Raw genomic sequence first — 14,123 nt, forward strand, 5'->3', positions numbered from 1 at the left:
CCTGACCCCTGCCCCGGCTGATGCCTGACGCCTGATGCCGCCTCTGGGCGCCTCCCCCGGCCGGGGTGGGGCGCACGGGGGCGGCGAGCCGTTGCGGCACCCCTGACGAAGGACTTCGAGCGGAGGACAGGAATGACGGGCGGTCCCCGGTCCGGAATGCCCCGGCTGCTGCGCGGCGGCATGGGCGCGGCAGCGGTCGGCCTGCTGCTGATCTACAACTCGGTGGACACCGGGCCGAGCAAGAACACGGCGGCCGGCCAGGCCGCTCCCCCGGCGGCCGTCGCCCCCGCCGTCCCGGGAGCGGTGGCGGCCGCCGCCACCGCGAACGCCTCGCCCGCGGCGCCGGGCTCACCGGTGCTCAAGCGGGCCAAGCCGACCCGGCTGCGGATCCCGCAGATCGCGGTGGACGCGCCGTTCACCGAGCTCACCCTCAACCCGGCCGGACAGCTCAACGCGCCGCCGCCGGACGACAAGAACCTGGTCGGCTGGTACCGCGACGGCGTCACCCCGGGCGAGCGCGGCAGCGCCGTCGTCGCCGGGCACGTGGACACCACCAAGGGACCGGCGGTCTTCCTGCTGCTGAGCCTGCTGCTGCCCGGCAACAAGGTCGAGGTGAGCCGCGCCGACGGCACCGTCGCGGTCTTCACCGTCGACGCGGTGGAGACCTTCGCCAAGAACGCCTTCCCGGACCAGAAGGTGTACGGCAAGACCCCGGACGCCCAGCTCCGGCTGATCACCTGCGGCGGCACCTACGACAAGAAGCAGCGGGACTACCTGGACAACGTGGTGGTCTTCGCCCACCTGGAGTCCTCGCACAAGGCCTGACGCACACGACGGCCGCTGCTCCCCGGTGGGTCGGGGAGCAGCGGCCGTCGCGTACCGGCCCGCGGGTCAGCCGCGGACGGTGGCTTCGAAGGCGTGGAGGTAGGGGTTGACCGGGCGGACGGCGACGACGTCGAGGCCGGCCTCCTGCATCAGGTGGACCATGCTGCCCTCGGAGTGCTTGGCGCCGCCGACGTTGAGCATCAGCATCAGGTCCATGGCGGTGGTGAAGCGCATCGAGGGGCTGTTGTCGACGAGGTTCTCGACCACGACGACGCGGGCGCCGGGGCGGGCCACGGCGACCACGTTGGCGAGGGTGCGGCGGGTGCTGTCGTCGTCCCACTCCAGGATGTTCTTGATGATGTAGAGGTCGGCGCGCACCGGGATCTCCACCCGGCAGTCGCCCGGCACCAGGCGGGCGCGGGCGGAGAAGGCGCCGCCGTCCTGCAGCCGGGGGTCGGCGCCGGCGACGACCTTGGGCAGGTCGAGCAGGGTGCCGTGGAGGGCCGGGTGCTTCTCCAGCAGGCTGGCCAGCACGTGGCCCTGGCCGCCGCCGATGTCCGCGACCGAGTCGATGCCGGTGAGGTCCAGGTAGGCGGCGAAGTCCTTGGCGGACTGCCGGCTGGAGGTGGTCATCGCCTTGTCGAAGACCTTCGCCGAGTCACCGGCGTCGCTGTGCAGGTAGTCGAAGAACTCCTTGCCGAACAGGTCGGGGAAGACGTTGCGCCCGGAGCGGACCGCCTCGTCCAGCTTCGGCCAGGCCTCCCAGGTCCACGGCTCGGTGCACCAGAGGGCGATGTGGCGCAGGGAGTTGGGGGCGTCCTCGCGCAGCAGCCGGGACATCTCGGTGTGCTCGAAGTGGTCGTCGCCGGTCTCGGCGAAGAGCCCGTAGCAGGTGAGGGCGCGCAGCAGCCGGCGCAGTTGGCGGGGTTCGGTGTCGAGCTGTGCGGCGAGTTCGGTGACTCCGGTCGGGGTGTCGCCGAGGACGTCGGCGACACCGAGCCGGGCGGCGGCACGGACGGCGGCGGCACAGGCGGCGCCGAAGACGAGCTCGCGCAGGCGCATCGCCGGCTGGGCGGTGGGGTTGACGGGTGCGGTGGTCATGGGCTGGTCCTTCTCGATCGGGGGCGTCAGCAACGGCCGGACGGCTCGGAGAGCGAGCAGGTGTTGCGGGCGAAGGAGTTGTCGGAGCCGGTGTCGCGGTCGGCGAGGTCGGCCGGGCCGTTGCCGCTCAGGTGGTTGTCGGCGACGGTCGCCCGGGTGTTGGGGATGCCGACGGCGCTCTTGACGAGGACGATGCCGCCGGAGAAGTCCGAGGCGCCGACGTTGTCGTGGACCTCGTTGTCGGTGACCCGGGTGTCCTCGGTGCCGGTGAGGACGATGCCGGCACCCTGGATGGCGCCGAGGCGCGGGTTGGCCGGGCAGAACTTGTTGTTGGCGACCACCCGGTTGTGCCGGACGTCGAGGTCCCCGGCGCGGGGCACGCCCTCGTCGCCGACCACGAAGACGCCGCTGCAGTTGCCGCTGATCCGGTTGCCCTGGACGGTCAGCACGCGCAGTCGGCGCACGGTGACGCCGACCCGGTTGCCGGTGAGCTCGTTGCCCTCGACGACGGTGCCCCCCGTGTCGGGCGCGCCGCCCTCGCGGTAGGCGTAGTTGGCGAGGAAGACGCCGGACTGGCCGTTGTCCACCGAGCGGTTGCCGAGGATGGCGGCCTTGGTGGAGATCTCCTGGCTGATGCCCTGCTGGGCGTTGTCGTGGACGTAGGTGGCGCGGACGGTCAGGCCGGTGGTGCCGCTGGCGTCGATGCCGTTCTTGCGGAAGCCGGTGACGGCCAGGGCCTCGACGGTGACGCCGGGCAGCGGGGCCGCCTCGGTGCCGACCACGCAGACGCCGTGCCCGGCGGTGGCGCAGGCGTTCTCGGTGCCGTCCCCGGGGGTGATCACGCTGGCCGGTCCGGAGCCGCGCAGGGTGAGGTCGGGGGTGGCGATGCGGACGCTGCCGCGGTAGGTGCCGGCGAGGAGCTGGACGGTGTCGCCGGGCCGGGCGGCATCGACGGCCTGCTGGATCGATTCTCCCGGCTGGACGAGGTGCACGGTGCCACCGGCGGCGTGTGCCGCGGGTGCGGCGGCCAGGGTGGCGAGGACGGTGGTCAGGGCGGTGGTCATTGCGGTGGCGGCGGCGGTGGCCGCGGCGAGGTGGTGGACCCGACGCGTGGGCATGAGTGGTGACCTGTCTTTCGGCGCGCTCGGTGAGGCGGTGGGACGGTGCGGGGGTACGGCGGCGCGGGGGTGCGGGGGTGCGGGGGTGCAGGGGTGGGACGGTGCGGCGGTGGGGCGTGGTGCTCGGGGAGGCGCTCCGACCCGCCGTGTGCGGGTGGTGACGTTCGGTGAGTACGGCCGAGTCGACGGTACGGTCGCCTCCCGGGGGCCGCCACCAGGGCTGGGCTGCCGGACTGACGGGGCGTCGGCCACTGGTGGGACGGCCCGGCGTGGCGTGCGTACCCGGCGCGAGCCCGGGCCCGCGCGCCGTCGCCCGCCGGGACCGTGGCATGCTCGGGGCCATGAGCACCGCGCCCGAACCGACCGCCGCCGCCCGCCGTAACCCGATCGGCGCCCACGTCCCGGTGGCCGGCCGCGGCCTGGCCGGGACGGGACTGGCGTACGCGCGCAAGGTCGGCGCCGAGACGGTGCAGGTGTTCGTGGCCAACCCGCGCGGCTGGGCCACTCCCGCGGGCAACCCGGCCCAGGACGAGGAGTTCCGTACGGCCTGCGCCGAGCAGGGCGTCCCGGCCTGGGTGCACGCGCCGTACCTGATCAACTTCGGCTCGGACAACCCGGCCACCCGGGAGCGCTCGGCCGACTCGCTCCGGCACTCGCTGCACCGCGGGCACGCGATCGGCGCGCTCGGCGTCGTGCTGCACACCGGCTCGGCGGTCGGGACGGCGCCCGGCGGCGGCTCGCGCCGGGCCGAGGCGATGGCGCAGGTGCGCGCCGACGTCCGGCCGCTGCTGGACGAACTGGACGCGCTCGGCGACGACGCTCCCTGGCTGCTGCTGGAGCCGACCGCCGGCCAGGGCAGCTCGCTCTGCTCGCGGCTGGAGCAGCTGGCCGAGTACGTGGAGGCCCTGGACGGGCACCCCAAGGTGGGCGTCTGCCTGGACACCTGCCACGCCTTCGCCGCCGGGCACGACCTGGCCGCGCCCGGCGGGGTGACGGCCGCGCTGGACGCCCTGTCCTCGGCGGCCGGCCCGGGCCGGCTGCGGCTGATCCACGCCAACGACTCGGAGGACGTGGTCGGCGCCCGCAAGGACCGGCACGCCAACATCGGTGCCGGGATGATCGGCGCGGAGCCGTTCCGCGAGCTGTTCGAGCACCCGGAGACGGCCGGGGTGCCGCTGCTGGTGGAGACCCCGGACCGCAAGCACGGCGGGGACGGCACCGGGCACGCGATGGACATCGCGGTGCTGCGGGAGCTGCGCGAGCGGGCGGCCGTCCCGGTCTGAGGTCCGCCGAGGCAGCCGGACTGCCGGAGCTGCCGGAGCTGCCGGTCGGGCGGGGCGGTGGGAGGCTGGAACGAGTCACGCCGCCGGGGCGGACAGCCCGGCCGCCAAGGCGACCGTGGACCGGGTGCGCGCCGCCGTGCACGCCGTACCGGGCGCGGACGCCAAGGTCGGCGGGAACACCGCCGTGATCCTGGACGCCGGGCGGGCCGCCGGGAACGACAACCGGGCGATCATCCCGCTGCTGGTGCTCGGGGTGGTGCTGGTGATCCTCGCCGTGCTGCTGCGGGCCGTCACCGCGCCACTGGTGCTGATCGCGACGGTGGTGCTGTCGTACGTGGCGACGCTCGGGATCAGTGCGCTGTTCTGCGCGCACGTCGTCCACTTCCAGGGCGAGGACAACGCGTTCCCGCTGTTCGTCTTCGTCTTCCTGGTCGCGCTGGGGATCGACTACAACATCTTCCTGATGACCCGGATACGGGAGGAGTCCACCCGGCACGGCACCCGGCAGGGCGCGCTGGTCGGGCTGTCCGCGACCGGCGGGGTGATCACCTCGGCCGGGCTGATCCTGGCCGGCACCTTCGCCGTGCTGGGGACACTGCCGCTGGTGGGCCTGGCCGAGATCGGCTTCGCGGTGGCGCTGGGCGTGCTGCTGGACACCCTGGTGGTGCGTTCGGTGCTGGTCACCGCGCCGACCATGGACCTGGACCGGCACATGTGGTGGCCGGGGCGGCTCTCCCGGCGGCCGGACGTGGTGGCGGCGGAGCCGGGCGGCCCCGGGGGCGGCGGACAGGCGTGAGCCCGGGAACCGCTGCGGCGGTCCCCGGGCTCACGTGCGGATCAGCCGGATCAGCAGTCGCCGATACAGGCGTCCTCCATGTCCGAGTGGACGTTCAACCACTGGGCGTGCGGGCCGAACAGGCCGACACCGGCCGAACCCGACTCCAGGCTCGCGCTGGACGAGGAGTCCGACGCGTGCCACGCCGCCATCGCCGGCGCCGGCGCCGCGAGGGCGGCGGCACCCGTCACCACGGTGATCACGGCGAACTTGCGGATGTTCCCACGAAGCGACATCTGATGTCCCTTTGGCTTGTCTCTGGTCCTCAACCCACCTCCCCGAACGGCCAGTTCGAGCCGATTCGACGGGCCGGGAGACGCCCCACCGGGAGGCGCCGGGCCAAGGTTGGCACACGAACCCGCACCGGCGGGCGCGCGCCGCAACCGCGCTGGGACATTCGGGTGACACATCTCCCCCTGCCGGACGAACGCGGTCGTACGCCTGCATTCCGGGTCGAACGGCCTCGCGGGGCGCGCCGGACGAGTGCCCGTCCGAAGAGCGTACGGCCGTAAGTCTTGCGGTGATCCGCCGAGCGGAATGAACAAATCCCATCGATTTGGTGCAAGATGCCGCCCGGTCCGAGCATGAACGGTCGCTCCACCGAGCGCGAGCAGGACCACGAAAGGCGCACCACCCTCATGCAGACCAGCCCCGCCGCACCCCGGCAGGCGACCCGACCGAGCAGCCCGGCCGACCCTGATCCGGCCGACCCTGGTCCGGCCGGCCCGGGGCAGGTCACCCCCGCTCCCCCGAAGAACGGCCGCCGCTTCGGGCTGCCGACCGCCACCGCCCTGGTGATGGGCAACATCATCGGCGGCGGCATCTTCATGATCCCGGCCGCGGTGGCGCCGTTCGGGACGGTCAGCCTGCTCGCCTTCGTCGTCCTCACCGTGGGCGCGATCGCGCTGGCGCTGGTCTTCGGGCAGCTGGCCCGGCGCAACCCGCGCACCGGCGGGCCGTACGTCTACGCCCGGGAGGCCTTCGGGGACTTCGCCGGCTTCCTGTCGGCCTGGTCCTACTGGATCACCACCTGGGTCAGCAACGCCGCGCTCGCGGTGGCCGCCGTCGGCTACCTGGACGTACTGGTGCCGCTCCACCACAGCGTCCCGCTGGAGATCACCGCCGCGCTGGCCTTCCAGTGGCTGCCCGCGCTGGCCAACCTGGCCGGCACCCGGTTCGTCGGCGCCGTCCAACTCGTCTCCACCGTACTGAAGTTCATCCCGCTGCTGCTGGTCTCGGTGGGCGGGCTGTTCTTCTTCGACCCGAAGAACATCGGGCCGTTCGACGCCAGCGGCCAGGGCTGGATGGGCGGCATGACGGCCGCCGCGGCGATCCTGCTGTTCAGCTACCTGGGCGTGGAGTCGGCCGCGATGAGCGCCGGGCAGGTCCGCGACCCGGAGCGCAACGTCGGCCGGGCCAGCGTGCTCGGCACCAGCGGCGCCGCCGTGGTCTACCTGCTGGGCACCCTCGCGGTGTTCGGCACCGTCGCGCACCAGCAGCTGGTCAGCTCCAGCGCGCCGTTCTCCGACGCCATGAACGGCATGTTCGGCGGCACCTGGGGCGGCACGGTGATCGCCGTCGCCGCGCTGATCTCGATGACCGGCGCACTCAACGGCTGGACCCTGCTCGCCGCCCAGGCCCCGTACGCGGCCGCCAAGGACGGGCTGTTCCCGGCCGCCTTCGGCAAGGAGAAGCGCGGCGTGCCGACCTTCGGCGTGATCGCCAGCGTCGCCCTCGCCTCGGTGCTGACCATCGCCAACTTCGCCAGCGGCGCCAAGGGCGCGTTCGACATGCTGGTGCTGGTCACCACCTTCACCGCGGTGGTGCCCTACCTGCTCTCCACCGCCGCCCAGCTGTACTGGCTGGTACGCGGCGCCACCGAGAAGGTCAACGGCCCCCACCTGGTGCGCGACGCCGTGCTCGGCCTCGGCGCCTTCGCCTTCTCGCTCTGGCTCCTGGCCGGCGCCGGCTACGCCGCCGTCTACCAGGGCGTGCTGTTCCTGTTCGCCGGGATCCTGGTCTACGTCTGGATGGCCGGGCGTCGGCGGGTCCGGCCCGCCGAGGGCGACGCCGGCTGACGTCCCGTTGGCCCCCGGCCGGCCCGCCGACCTCCCACCGCCCCGCCCGCTGACCCGAACGCCCCGGTCGGCGGGCGGGTCGGCGGGGCGGGGCCTAGGTTGCGGTGCCAGGGGGCCATCGAGCGAAAGGCTGTTACTGGCATGGCTGGCAAGTTCGAGCTGTACACGGACGAGAGCGGGATGCACCGGTTCCGGCTCAAGGCGAGCAACGGGTCCGTCGTGGTCACCGGCGACCCGCACGAGAGCAAGGACGACTGCCTGAGGAGCATCGAGTCGATCCGCAAGCTCGCGCCGTACGCGGAGCTCAAGGAGACGGCCGGCTCGGCCTGAGGCGACACCGGACGGAACACGCGGGTCGGCGGTGCAAATCGCCGACCCGCGTTCGCTTGTACGACAGATCCCTTTGGCCGGGTGCACGCCGGGCGCGGACACAACTCAGGCATGCGCGTCGCCATCGTCACCGAATCCTTTCCTCCAGAGGTCAACGGAGTCGCCCACAGCGTGCTGCGGACGGCCGAGCACCTGCTCCGCCGGGGCCACCGGCCCCTCGTCGTCACCCCCGCGCCGGCGCGAGGCGCCCAGTGTCCGCCGCAGACCTTCGGCACCGGGGCCGAGGCGGAGCGGATCCCCGTGGTGCACATCCCGTCGATGCCGCTGCCCGGGTACCCCCAGGTGCGGATCGCACTGCCCAGCCGGCAGCTGGCGGCCGCGCTCACCGGGCACCGGCCCGACATCGTCCACCTGGCCAGCCCGTTCGTCCTGGGCGCGCGCGGGATGCAGGTCGCGACCCGGCTCGGGGTGCCCGCGGTGGCCGTCTACCAGACCGATCTCGCCGGGTACGCCCACGCCTACCGGGCCGGGCGGGGGGTCGGGGAAGCCGCGGCCTGGCGCCGGATCCGAGCGGTGCACCGGGCCGCCGCCCGCACCCTGGCGCCGTCCACCCCCGCCGCGCAGGACCTGACCGCGCACGGGGTACCCCGGGTCCAGCTGTGGCCGCGCGGGGTGGACTCGGTGCGCTTCCACCCCCGGCACCGGGACGAGGCCCTGCACCGGGCGCTCGCCCCCGGCGGGGAGGTCCTGGTCGGGTACGTCGGGCGGCTGGCGCCGGAGAAGCGGGTCGACCTGCTGGCCGCCGCCTCCGCCCTGCCCGGGGTGCGGGTGGTGGTGGTCGGGGACGGCCCGTCGGCGCCCGGACTCAAGGCCTCGATGCCCGGTGCGGTGTTCCTCGGGCGCCGCACCGGCGAGGAACTGGCGCGATGTTTCGCGACCCTGGACGTGTTCGTCCACACCGGCCCGCTGGAGACCTTCTGCCAGACCATCCAGGAGGCGATGGCCAGCGGCGTCCCCGTGATCGGCCCGGCCGCCGGCGGCCCGCTCGACCTGGTCGCCCACCACCGCACCGGGCTGCTGGTACCGCCCCGGGACGGCGCGGCGGTCGCCCGGGCGGTCGCCGAGCTGGCCGCCGACCCGGCCCGGCGGGCCGCGTACGGGCAGGCCGGGCGGGCCGAGGTGACCGCCCGGACCTGGGAGGCGGTCGGGGACCTGCTGCTGCGGCACTACGCCGAGGTGCTGGCGGAGCACCGGGGGTCGGCGGTGACAGCGGTGTCGACGGTGGCGGGGTCGACGGTGACGGGGTCGGCGGTGACGGGGTCGGCGGTGGCGCCGGGCGTCGCCCAGGCAGCTTCCGCCATGCCGGTCCTGCCGGAGGAGCTGCCGGCATGACGCCCCTGCCCCACGACGGGCCGCTGACGATCGTGCGGCTCGCCAACTTCGTCACCCCGGTCTCCGGCGGTCTGCGCACCGCGCTGCGCCATCTGGGCGCCGGGTACCGGGCGGCCGGGCACCGGCCGGTGCTGATCGTGCCCGGTGAGCGGCGCTCCGAGGAGGACACCGAGCAGGGCCTGGTCATCACCCTCCCCGGCCCCGTCCTGCCGGCCAGCGGCGGCTACCGGCTGCTCACCGACCGACGGGCGGTGGCCGCCGAACTGACCCGGCTCAGCCCCGACCGGCTGGAGGTCTCCGACCGTACGACCCTGCGCTGGACCGGCGGTTGGGCCCGCCGGCACGGCGTCCGCTCGGTGATGGTCTCGCACGAGAGCGCCACCGGGCTGCTGGGCACCTGGGGCGTGCCCGGCCCGCTGGCCGTCGCGGCCGCCGACCGGCTCAACGCGGCGACCGCCCGCGCCTACGACTCGGTGCTCTGCACCACCGACTGGGCGGCGGCCGAGTTCCGCCGGATCGGCGTGCCCAACCTGGTCCGGGCACCGCTCGGGGTGGACCTGACGGCGATGCGCCCACTGCCGACGGACGTACGGGCCGTGCGGCGGGCCCGGTACGCGGCGCCCGGTGACGTCCTGCTGGTGCTCTGCTCCCGGCTCTCGGCCGAGAAGCGGCCCGAACGGGCGATCGAGGCACTGGCCCGGCTGCGGGCGCGGGGGCTGCCCGCCGTCCTGACGGTGGCCGGGACCGGTCCGCTGCGGGAGCGGCTGGCCGCCCGGGCCGCGCGGCTGCGACTGCCGGTGCGCTTCCTCGGCCACCTGAACGGGCGCGCGGAACTGGCCGGACTGCTGGGCAGTGCCGACGTGGTGCTGGCCCCCGGGCCGGTGGAGACCTTCGGGCTGGCCGCGCTGGAGGCGCTGGCCTGCGGCACGCCGGTCGCGGTCAGCCGCTCCTCCGCGCTGCCCGGACTGGTCGGGCTCGCCGGGGTGGCCGCCGTCGACTCCGGGGCCGGATTCGCCGCCGCTGTCAGGGAGTTGCTGGGGCGACCGGAGTCGGTACGGCGGGCGGCCGCCCGGGCGCAGGCCGAACGGTACGGCTGGCCGGCGGCGGTGGCGGCCTTCCTGGCGGCGCACGGGGTGCGGGAGTCCGGCGCGGCGGGCGGGGTGCGGGAGTCCGGCGCGGCGCGGGGGTTCGGCGAGGACGGGCGTCTTGGCGGGGAGGAGCGGAACTCCGGTGCACGGCAGAGGGGTCGGGATGAGCGTGCTGGACGCCGGGCCTGACCGGGCGGCGGAGGACCGGCCGACCGCGGGCGAGCTGCTGCGCTTCGTCGCGCTCGGGGACTCGCTGACCGAGGGGATCGGGGACCAGGTCGGCGAGCGGTGGCGCGGCTGGGCCGCCGTCCTCGCCGAGTCGCTGGCCCCCGAGGGGCGGACCGTCGAGTTCACCAACCTGGCCTACAGCGGCGCCCAGACGGCAGATCTGACGACTCGTCAACTACCGGTGGCGCTGTCCCGGCGCCCCCAGCTGGCAGCCGTACTGGTCGGCGGGAACGACACCCTGCGGGGCGGCTTCGACATCCGGCGCACCACCCTGGAGCTGGACGCCACCCTGGGCGAACTGTCCGGCCACGGCGCCGTGTTGCTCACCGCCTGCCTGCCCGACCCCGGCACCCTGCTCCGCCTCCCGGCACCGCTCGCCCGCCCGCTGGCCCGACGGATGCGCGCGGTCAACACCGTGGTGCACGCCCTCACCGCGCGGCACCGGGCCGTACACCTGCACATCGCCCGACTGCCCTGGTGCGACCAGCGGCGACTGCTGAGCGTGGACCGCCTCCACCCCAGCGCCGAGGGACACCACCTGATCGCCCGCCGGTTCCACGAACTGCTCGGCACGGCCGGGCACCCGCTCGGCCCGCCACCCGCCGTCGAACCCGCCGAACCCCCGCCTGGCCGGACCGCCGACCTCTGGTGGATGGCCACCCGGGGCACCCGCTGGGTCGCCGCCCGCAGCACCGACCTGCTGCCGGGCCTGCTCGCCCTGGCGGCGGTGGAGGGCGCCGCCCGGCTGCGCGGGTCGAGCGGGCGGCACGACGAACAGATGGCCCGGGCGGCGGCCCAGGCGCTGGCCTCGCTGGGGTGAGGACGCGGGCGGGTCCGGTCGGTCCGGTCGGTTCGAGGGCGCGGGGACGAGGCGTGAGGCCGAGGCGAGTGCATCGCGAGCGATCCGCGCAGGAGTTCGGCGGGAACCATGAGCTCCGACGGGGGTGTCGTCCCCGGGGAACGATGTGGCGGAGGGAGCCGGGGTGGAAGCGTCGGGCATGACGGGACGGGGGATCCTGGCCGCGGCCGGGGTGCTGTTCCCGGACGGGCAGGGGCGGGTGCTGGTGGTGCGACTGCCGTACGACCGGAAGCACCCGGTGGCGATCCCCGGCGGCGGGTGGGAGCCGGCCGACCTCTCGCCGCGGGAGACGGCGGAGCGGGAGATCGCCGAGGAGCTGGGGTTCACGCCCCGGCTGGGGTCGCTGGCCTGCGTCGACTGGGCGATGTCTCGGACCCGTCCGCCGATCGTGGCGTACCTGTACTGGGCCGAGCCGCTGACGGTGGAACAGGTGGCGGCGATCCGGCCGGACGCCGCAGAGGTCGGCGGTTGGGTGTGGCTGACCGCGGAGGAGGCGGGGCACGCCCTGCCGCCACGGCTGTCCCGGCGGGTGACGGCCTGTCTGCGGGCACCGCGGACGGCCGGGCCGCTGGAACTGGAGGACAGCCGGCCGGCCGGGCACACCCTGCGGTCGCTGCCCGCCGACGGGCCGGCACCCGAGTACACCGGGCTGGCCGCGGCGCCCGGGCTGGCCGCGGGCTCGGAGTCGGGAACGGGAACGGGAACGGGAACAGGAACAGGAACAGGGTCGGAGCTGGCGTCGGGGTCGGACCTGGCTCCAGGGTCGGCGGGGGTGGCGGCGGCGGAGCCACCGATGGACCGGGACACCTACTACGCCACCCGGCCACGGATCCGGGCGAAGGCGCGGGCGCTGTTCACCGACGGTGACGGCCGGGTGCTGCTGGTGCGGCTGCGTCCGTGGGACGGGCCGCGCGGGCGGGTGCCGTACTGGACGCTGCCGGGCGGCGGGGTCGAAGCGGACCGGGAGACGCCCCGGATGGCGGCGCGCCGGGAGATCCGCGAGGAACTGGGCTGGGAGGTCGAGCCGGGGCCGCTGCTGGCGCTGGACTGGCAGCCCGGGGTGGCAGCCGACCCGGGGGCCGACCCGGCGACCGGCCGGGACACCGCCGTCCTGGTGTACGTGTACGACGGCGGCCCGGTGACGGCGGAACAGCTCTCCTCGATCACGCTGCAGGAGCAGGAGCTGGTGGAGTGGCGGCTGTGCGGTTCGGACGAGGCGCGGGCGCTGCTGTCCGGGCCGTCCTGGAGCCGGGTCGCCGCCGCGTTGGCGGCCCGGGCGCGGTCGGGCGGGCCGGTCGAGCTGGTGCGCGGGCGGGCCGCCGCTCCGGGGGTTGGGAACCCTCCGGCGGGTGAACACTGGGGGCATGCAGAACGCGATCACTGAGGTGCTGACCGGTCGGCGGGTCGAGGCGGTCAGCGGCGGAGTCCGGCTCGACCTACGGCTCGACGGGCCGGTGACGGTACGGGTGGCGCACGAGTTCCGCTTCGCGGCGCCGTCCTTCGCCGCGCCGGAGGAGGTCGAGCACTTCTTTCCGGCGCTCACCTTCCGGCCGACCCCGCCCCTGCTGGCGCTGGTCGGCCGAACCGTCGACGCCGCCCGGATCACCCTGGCCGGCGGCCTGGAGCTGGGTTTCGCTGAGGGCGGTGCGCTGTCCGTCCCGCCGCACGCGCTGCTCGCACCGTGGAGCGTGCTGACCGCCGCCGGCGCGGTGTGCGCGGGGCTCGCGGGCGGCGAGGTCCGGTGGACGGAGCCCGGCGGGGCGTGAGCCGCCGCCGGGGCCTCCTCCGCGGCCCGGTCCCGTCGTCGGACCGGGCCCCGTACCCGGTCAGACCTCCAGGTCGGCCTCGATCCGGGTGAGCTGGTGGCGGGCCATCGCCAGGTTGGCGCGGCCCTTGTCCAGCGCCAGGTAGAGGAACAGGCCCTTGCCGGTGCGGCCGGAGAGCGGCCGGATCAGGTGGTACTGGCTGCTCAGCGTGATCAGGATGTCCTCGATGCCGTCCTGCAGGCCGAGCATGTCCATGGTGCGCATCTTGGCGCGCACCACGTCGGTGTTCCCGGCCGCGGCCACGTTGAGGTCCGGGCCGCCAGGGCCGTCGAGGGTGGCGAGCGCCATGCCGCTGTTGTAGTCCACCAGGGCCGCGCCGATGGCGCCTTCGATGGTGGTCATGGCCTGCTTGAGTGCGGCGGATGCGTCGGTCATTCTGGTCAACTCCTGTTGGTCGGTGGGCTGGTAGGTCAGGGGGTGGACTGTTGGGTCAGGTGGGCGGCGAGTCCGAAGGGTCTTCGGCCGGGGCGGGTCAGCCCGCGTCGCGCGGGTCCTTCGGCACCAGGGCGTCGTTGAGCAGCTCGGCGATGCGCCGGGCGCAGCGGCGGGCCTCCAGGTGGAGCCGGCCGACGTTGACGTCCGGAAGCGCCAGCAGGGTCAGCACGCAGCTGCCGCCGGCCGCGTAGGTGGCGACGTAGCCGTGCTCGCCACGCACCAGCGACTCGCGGAACTCGCCCTGGCCGGTGGTGTCCGCCAGCCGCTGGGCCAGCGAGAGCGAGGCCGCCGTCATCGCGGCCAGCCCGGAGGGTTCGGTCCCGTGGGTGTCGTGCGCGACCAGCAGGCCGTCCACGCTGGCCACCAGGCCGCCCGCGAGGTGCGGGACACGACGTTTGACGGCGCGGAGTTCGGCGAGCAGCTCGGTCTCCAAGGCGATCAGTTGTCTCCTTCCGACACGCTGCTTGAGCGCCCGCCTCATGGCCGGGACGGCGGGGTCGCGGGCGGAGAGTGGCTCAAAGTCGGGCCTCCAAAAGGTCTCGGACCCGGGTCAGCAGCGCGATGTCCGGGTCGGGGACGGTCAGCGGGTGGGCCGCTGCCGTGGTGGGCGGTCGATCGGAGCGCGTGGGGCGCGGGGGGGGCAGTCCGGGGGGGGGGGGCGGGAGGGCGGCGTGTAGGGGAAGGGGGGACGGCCGGGGGTGGGGTGTGGGGGGGGGGGGCGGGGG

At 74.9% G+C, this 14,123-nt stretch carries 14 protein-coding genes and 1 pseudogene; 10 read left to right on the forward strand and 5 right to left on the reverse strand.

Going from position 1 to position 14,123, the window contains the following annotated elements; all coding sequences use genetic code 11:
* Positions 1 to 132 precede the first annotated feature (132 nt).
* On the forward strand, positions 133 to 825 hold the full coding sequence (locus tag BG452_RS17455; protein WP_188305233.1) for a class F sortase: 693 nt from the start codon (positions 133 to 135) through the stop codon (positions 823 to 825).
* A 66-nt stretch (positions 826 to 891) separates the two neighbouring features.
* Here BG452_RS17455 and BG452_RS17460 read toward each other — a convergent pair whose 3' ends face one another.
* The gene (locus BG452_RS17460) at positions 892 to 1,926 is read right to left on the reverse strand and encodes a methyltransferase (protein ID WP_188305234.1); all 1,035 of its coding nucleotides are present in this window, start codon (positions 1,924 to 1,926) and stop codon (positions 892 to 894) included.
* A gap of 26 nt (positions 1,927 to 1,952) precedes the next feature.
* A complete protein-coding gene (locus BG452_RS17465; protein WP_188305235.1) occupies positions 1,953 to 3,044 on the reverse strand; it encodes a nitrous oxide reductase family maturation protein NosD in 1,092 nt (363 codons plus the stop codon).
* A 341-nt stretch (positions 3,045 to 3,385) separates the two neighbouring features.
* On the opposite strand from BG452_RS17465, the gene BG452_RS17470 reads away from it, so the two are divergent.
* Together BG452_RS17470 and BG452_RS17475 are read left to right on the forward strand one after the other, a co-directional pair.
* Positions 3,386 to 4,327 (forward strand): deoxyribonuclease IV, encoded by a 942-nt coding sequence (locus BG452_RS17470; RefSeq protein WP_188305236.1) that lies wholly within the window; start codon positions 3,386 to 3,388, stop codon positions 4,325 to 4,327.
* Positions 4,328 to 4,409: 82 nt separating this feature from the next.
* Positions 4,410 to 5,123 (forward strand): annotated as a pseudogene (locus tag BG452_RS17475) (MMPL family transporter); the annotation flags it as partial.
* A gap of 50 nt (positions 5,124 to 5,173) precedes the next feature.
* On the opposite strand, the gene BG452_RS17480 reads toward BG452_RS17475, so the two are convergent.
* On the reverse strand, positions 5,174 to 5,398 hold the full coding sequence (locus BG452_RS17480) for a hypothetical protein (protein ID WP_188305238.1): 225 nt from the start codon (positions 5,396 to 5,398) through the stop codon (positions 5,174 to 5,176).
* A 402-nt stretch (positions 5,399 to 5,800) separates the two neighbouring features.
* On the opposite strand from BG452_RS17480, the gene BG452_RS17485 reads away from it, so the two are divergent.
* The 7 genes from BG452_RS17485 to BG452_RS17515 all read left to right on the forward strand — a co-directional run bounded on the left by BG452_RS17485 (position 5,801) and on the right by BG452_RS17515 (position 12,903).
* Positions 5,801 to 7,240 carry an amino acid permease gene (locus BG452_RS17485; RefSeq protein WP_188305247.1) on the forward strand — a complete coding sequence of 480 codons (1,440 nt, stop codon included), beginning with the start codon at positions 5,801 to 5,803 and terminating at the stop codon, positions 7,238 to 7,240.
* A 141-nt stretch (positions 7,241 to 7,381) separates the two neighbouring features.
* Positions 7,382 to 7,570, forward strand: coding sequence for a YegP family protein (locus tag BG452_RS17490; RefSeq protein WP_188305239.1), 189 nt, complete (start codon positions 7,382 to 7,384; stop codon positions 7,568 to 7,570).
* Positions 7,571 to 7,681: 111 nt separating this feature from the next.
* Positions 7,682 to 8,962, forward strand: coding sequence for a glycosyltransferase family 4 protein (locus BG452_RS17495; protein ID WP_188305240.1), 1,281 nt, complete (start codon positions 7,682 to 7,684; stop codon positions 8,960 to 8,962).
* Positions 8,959 to 10,239 carry a glycosyltransferase gene (locus tag BG452_RS17500; protein WP_188305241.1) on the forward strand — a complete coding sequence of 427 codons (1,281 nt, stop codon included), beginning with the start codon at positions 8,959 to 8,961 and terminating at the stop codon, positions 10,237 to 10,239. Before BG452_RS17495 ends, BG452_RS17500 begins: the two co-directional genes overlap by 4 nt.
* Positions 10,214 to 11,098 carry an SGNH/GDSL hydrolase family protein gene (locus tag BG452_RS17505; protein ID WP_188305242.1) on the forward strand — a complete coding sequence of 295 codons (885 nt, stop codon included), beginning with the start codon at positions 10,214 to 10,216 and terminating at the stop codon, positions 11,096 to 11,098. The genes BG452_RS17500 and BG452_RS17505 overlap by 26 nt, the downstream gene beginning before the upstream one ends.
* A 178-nt stretch (positions 11,099 to 11,276) precedes the next feature.
* Complete coding sequence (locus BG452_RS17510) at positions 11,277 to 12,521, forward strand: NUDIX hydrolase (protein WP_188305243.1); 1,245 nt, start codon at positions 11,277 to 11,279, stop codon at positions 12,519 to 12,521.
* On the forward strand, positions 12,502 to 12,903 hold the full coding sequence (locus BG452_RS17515; RefSeq protein WP_188305244.1) for a DUF6188 family protein: 402 nt from the start codon (positions 12,502 to 12,504) through the stop codon (positions 12,901 to 12,903). The genes BG452_RS17510 and BG452_RS17515 overlap by 20 nt, the downstream gene beginning before the upstream one ends.
* A gap of 60 nt (positions 12,904 to 12,963) precedes the next feature.
* Here the strand turns inward: BG452_RS17515 and BG452_RS17520 are convergent, their stop codons facing one another.
* Positions 12,964 to 13,338: a hypothetical protein gene (locus tag BG452_RS17520; RefSeq protein ID WP_188305245.1), complete on the reverse strand. Its 375-nt coding sequence runs from the start codon at positions 13,336 to 13,338 to the stop codon at positions 12,964 to 12,966.
* A gap of 97 nt (positions 13,339 to 13,435) precedes the next feature.
* On the reverse strand, positions 13,436 to 13,831 hold the full coding sequence (locus BG452_RS17525) for a roadblock/LC7 domain-containing protein (protein WP_317621100.1): 396 nt from the start codon (positions 13,829 to 13,831) through the stop codon (positions 13,436 to 13,438).
* Positions 13,832 to 14,123 lie beyond the last annotated feature (292 nt).

Origin of the sequence: Streptomyces sp. CBMA123 (assembly GCF_014596465.1) — a bacterium.
Lineage (GTDB): Bacteria > Actinomycetota > Actinomycetes > Streptomycetales > Streptomycetaceae > Kitasatospora.

Excerpts from the sequence above, each read along its gene's own strand:
- BG452_RS17505 (WP_188305242.1), top strand. The coding sequence starts at position 10,214 with ATGAGCGTGCTGGACGCCGGGCCTGACCGGGCGGCGGAGGACCGGCCG.
- BG452_RS17495 (WP_188305240.1), top strand. The coding sequence starts at position 7,682 with ATGCGCGTCGCCATCGTCACCGAATCCTTTCCTCCAGAGGTCAACGGA.
- BG452_RS17485 (WP_188305247.1), top strand. The coding sequence starts at position 5,801 with ATGCAGACCAGCCCCGCCGCACCCCGGCAGGCGACCCGACCGAGCAGC.
- BG452_RS17490 (WP_188305239.1), top strand. The coding sequence starts at position 7,382 with ATGGCTGGCAAGTTCGAGCTGTACACGGACGAGAGCGGGATGCACCGG.
- BG452_RS17460 (WP_188305234.1), bottom strand. The coding sequence starts at position 1,926 with ATGACCACCGCACCCGTCAACCCCACCGCCCAGCCGGCGATGCGCCTG.
- BG452_RS17520 (WP_188305245.1), bottom strand. The coding sequence starts at position 13,338 with ATGACCGACGCATCCGCCGCACTCAAGCAGGCCATGACCACCATCGAA.
- BG452_RS17470 (WP_188305236.1), top strand. The coding sequence starts at position 3,386 with ATGAGCACCGCGCCCGAACCGACCGCCGCCGCCCGCCGTAACCCGATC.
- BG452_RS17510 (WP_188305243.1), top strand. The coding sequence starts at position 11,277 with ATGACGGGACGGGGGATCCTGGCCGCGGCCGGGGTGCTGTTCCCGGAC.
- BG452_RS17500 (WP_188305241.1), top strand. The coding sequence starts at position 8,959 with ATGACGCCCCTGCCCCACGACGGGCCGCTGACGATCGTGCGGCTCGCC.
- BG452_RS17515 (WP_188305244.1), top strand. The coding sequence starts at position 12,502 with ATGCAGAACGCGATCACTGAGGTGCTGACCGGTCGGCGGGTCGAGGCG.
- BG452_RS17465 (WP_188305235.1), bottom strand. The coding sequence starts at position 3,044 with ATGCCCACGCGTCGGGTCCACCACCTCGCCGCGGCCACCGCCGCCGCC.
- BG452_RS17455 (WP_188305233.1), top strand. The coding sequence starts at position 133 with ATGACGGGCGGTCCCCGGTCCGGAATGCCCCGGCTGCTGCGCGGCGGC.
- BG452_RS17480 (WP_188305238.1), bottom strand. The coding sequence starts at position 5,398 with ATGTCGCTTCGTGGGAACATCCGCAAGTTCGCCGTGATCACCGTGGTG.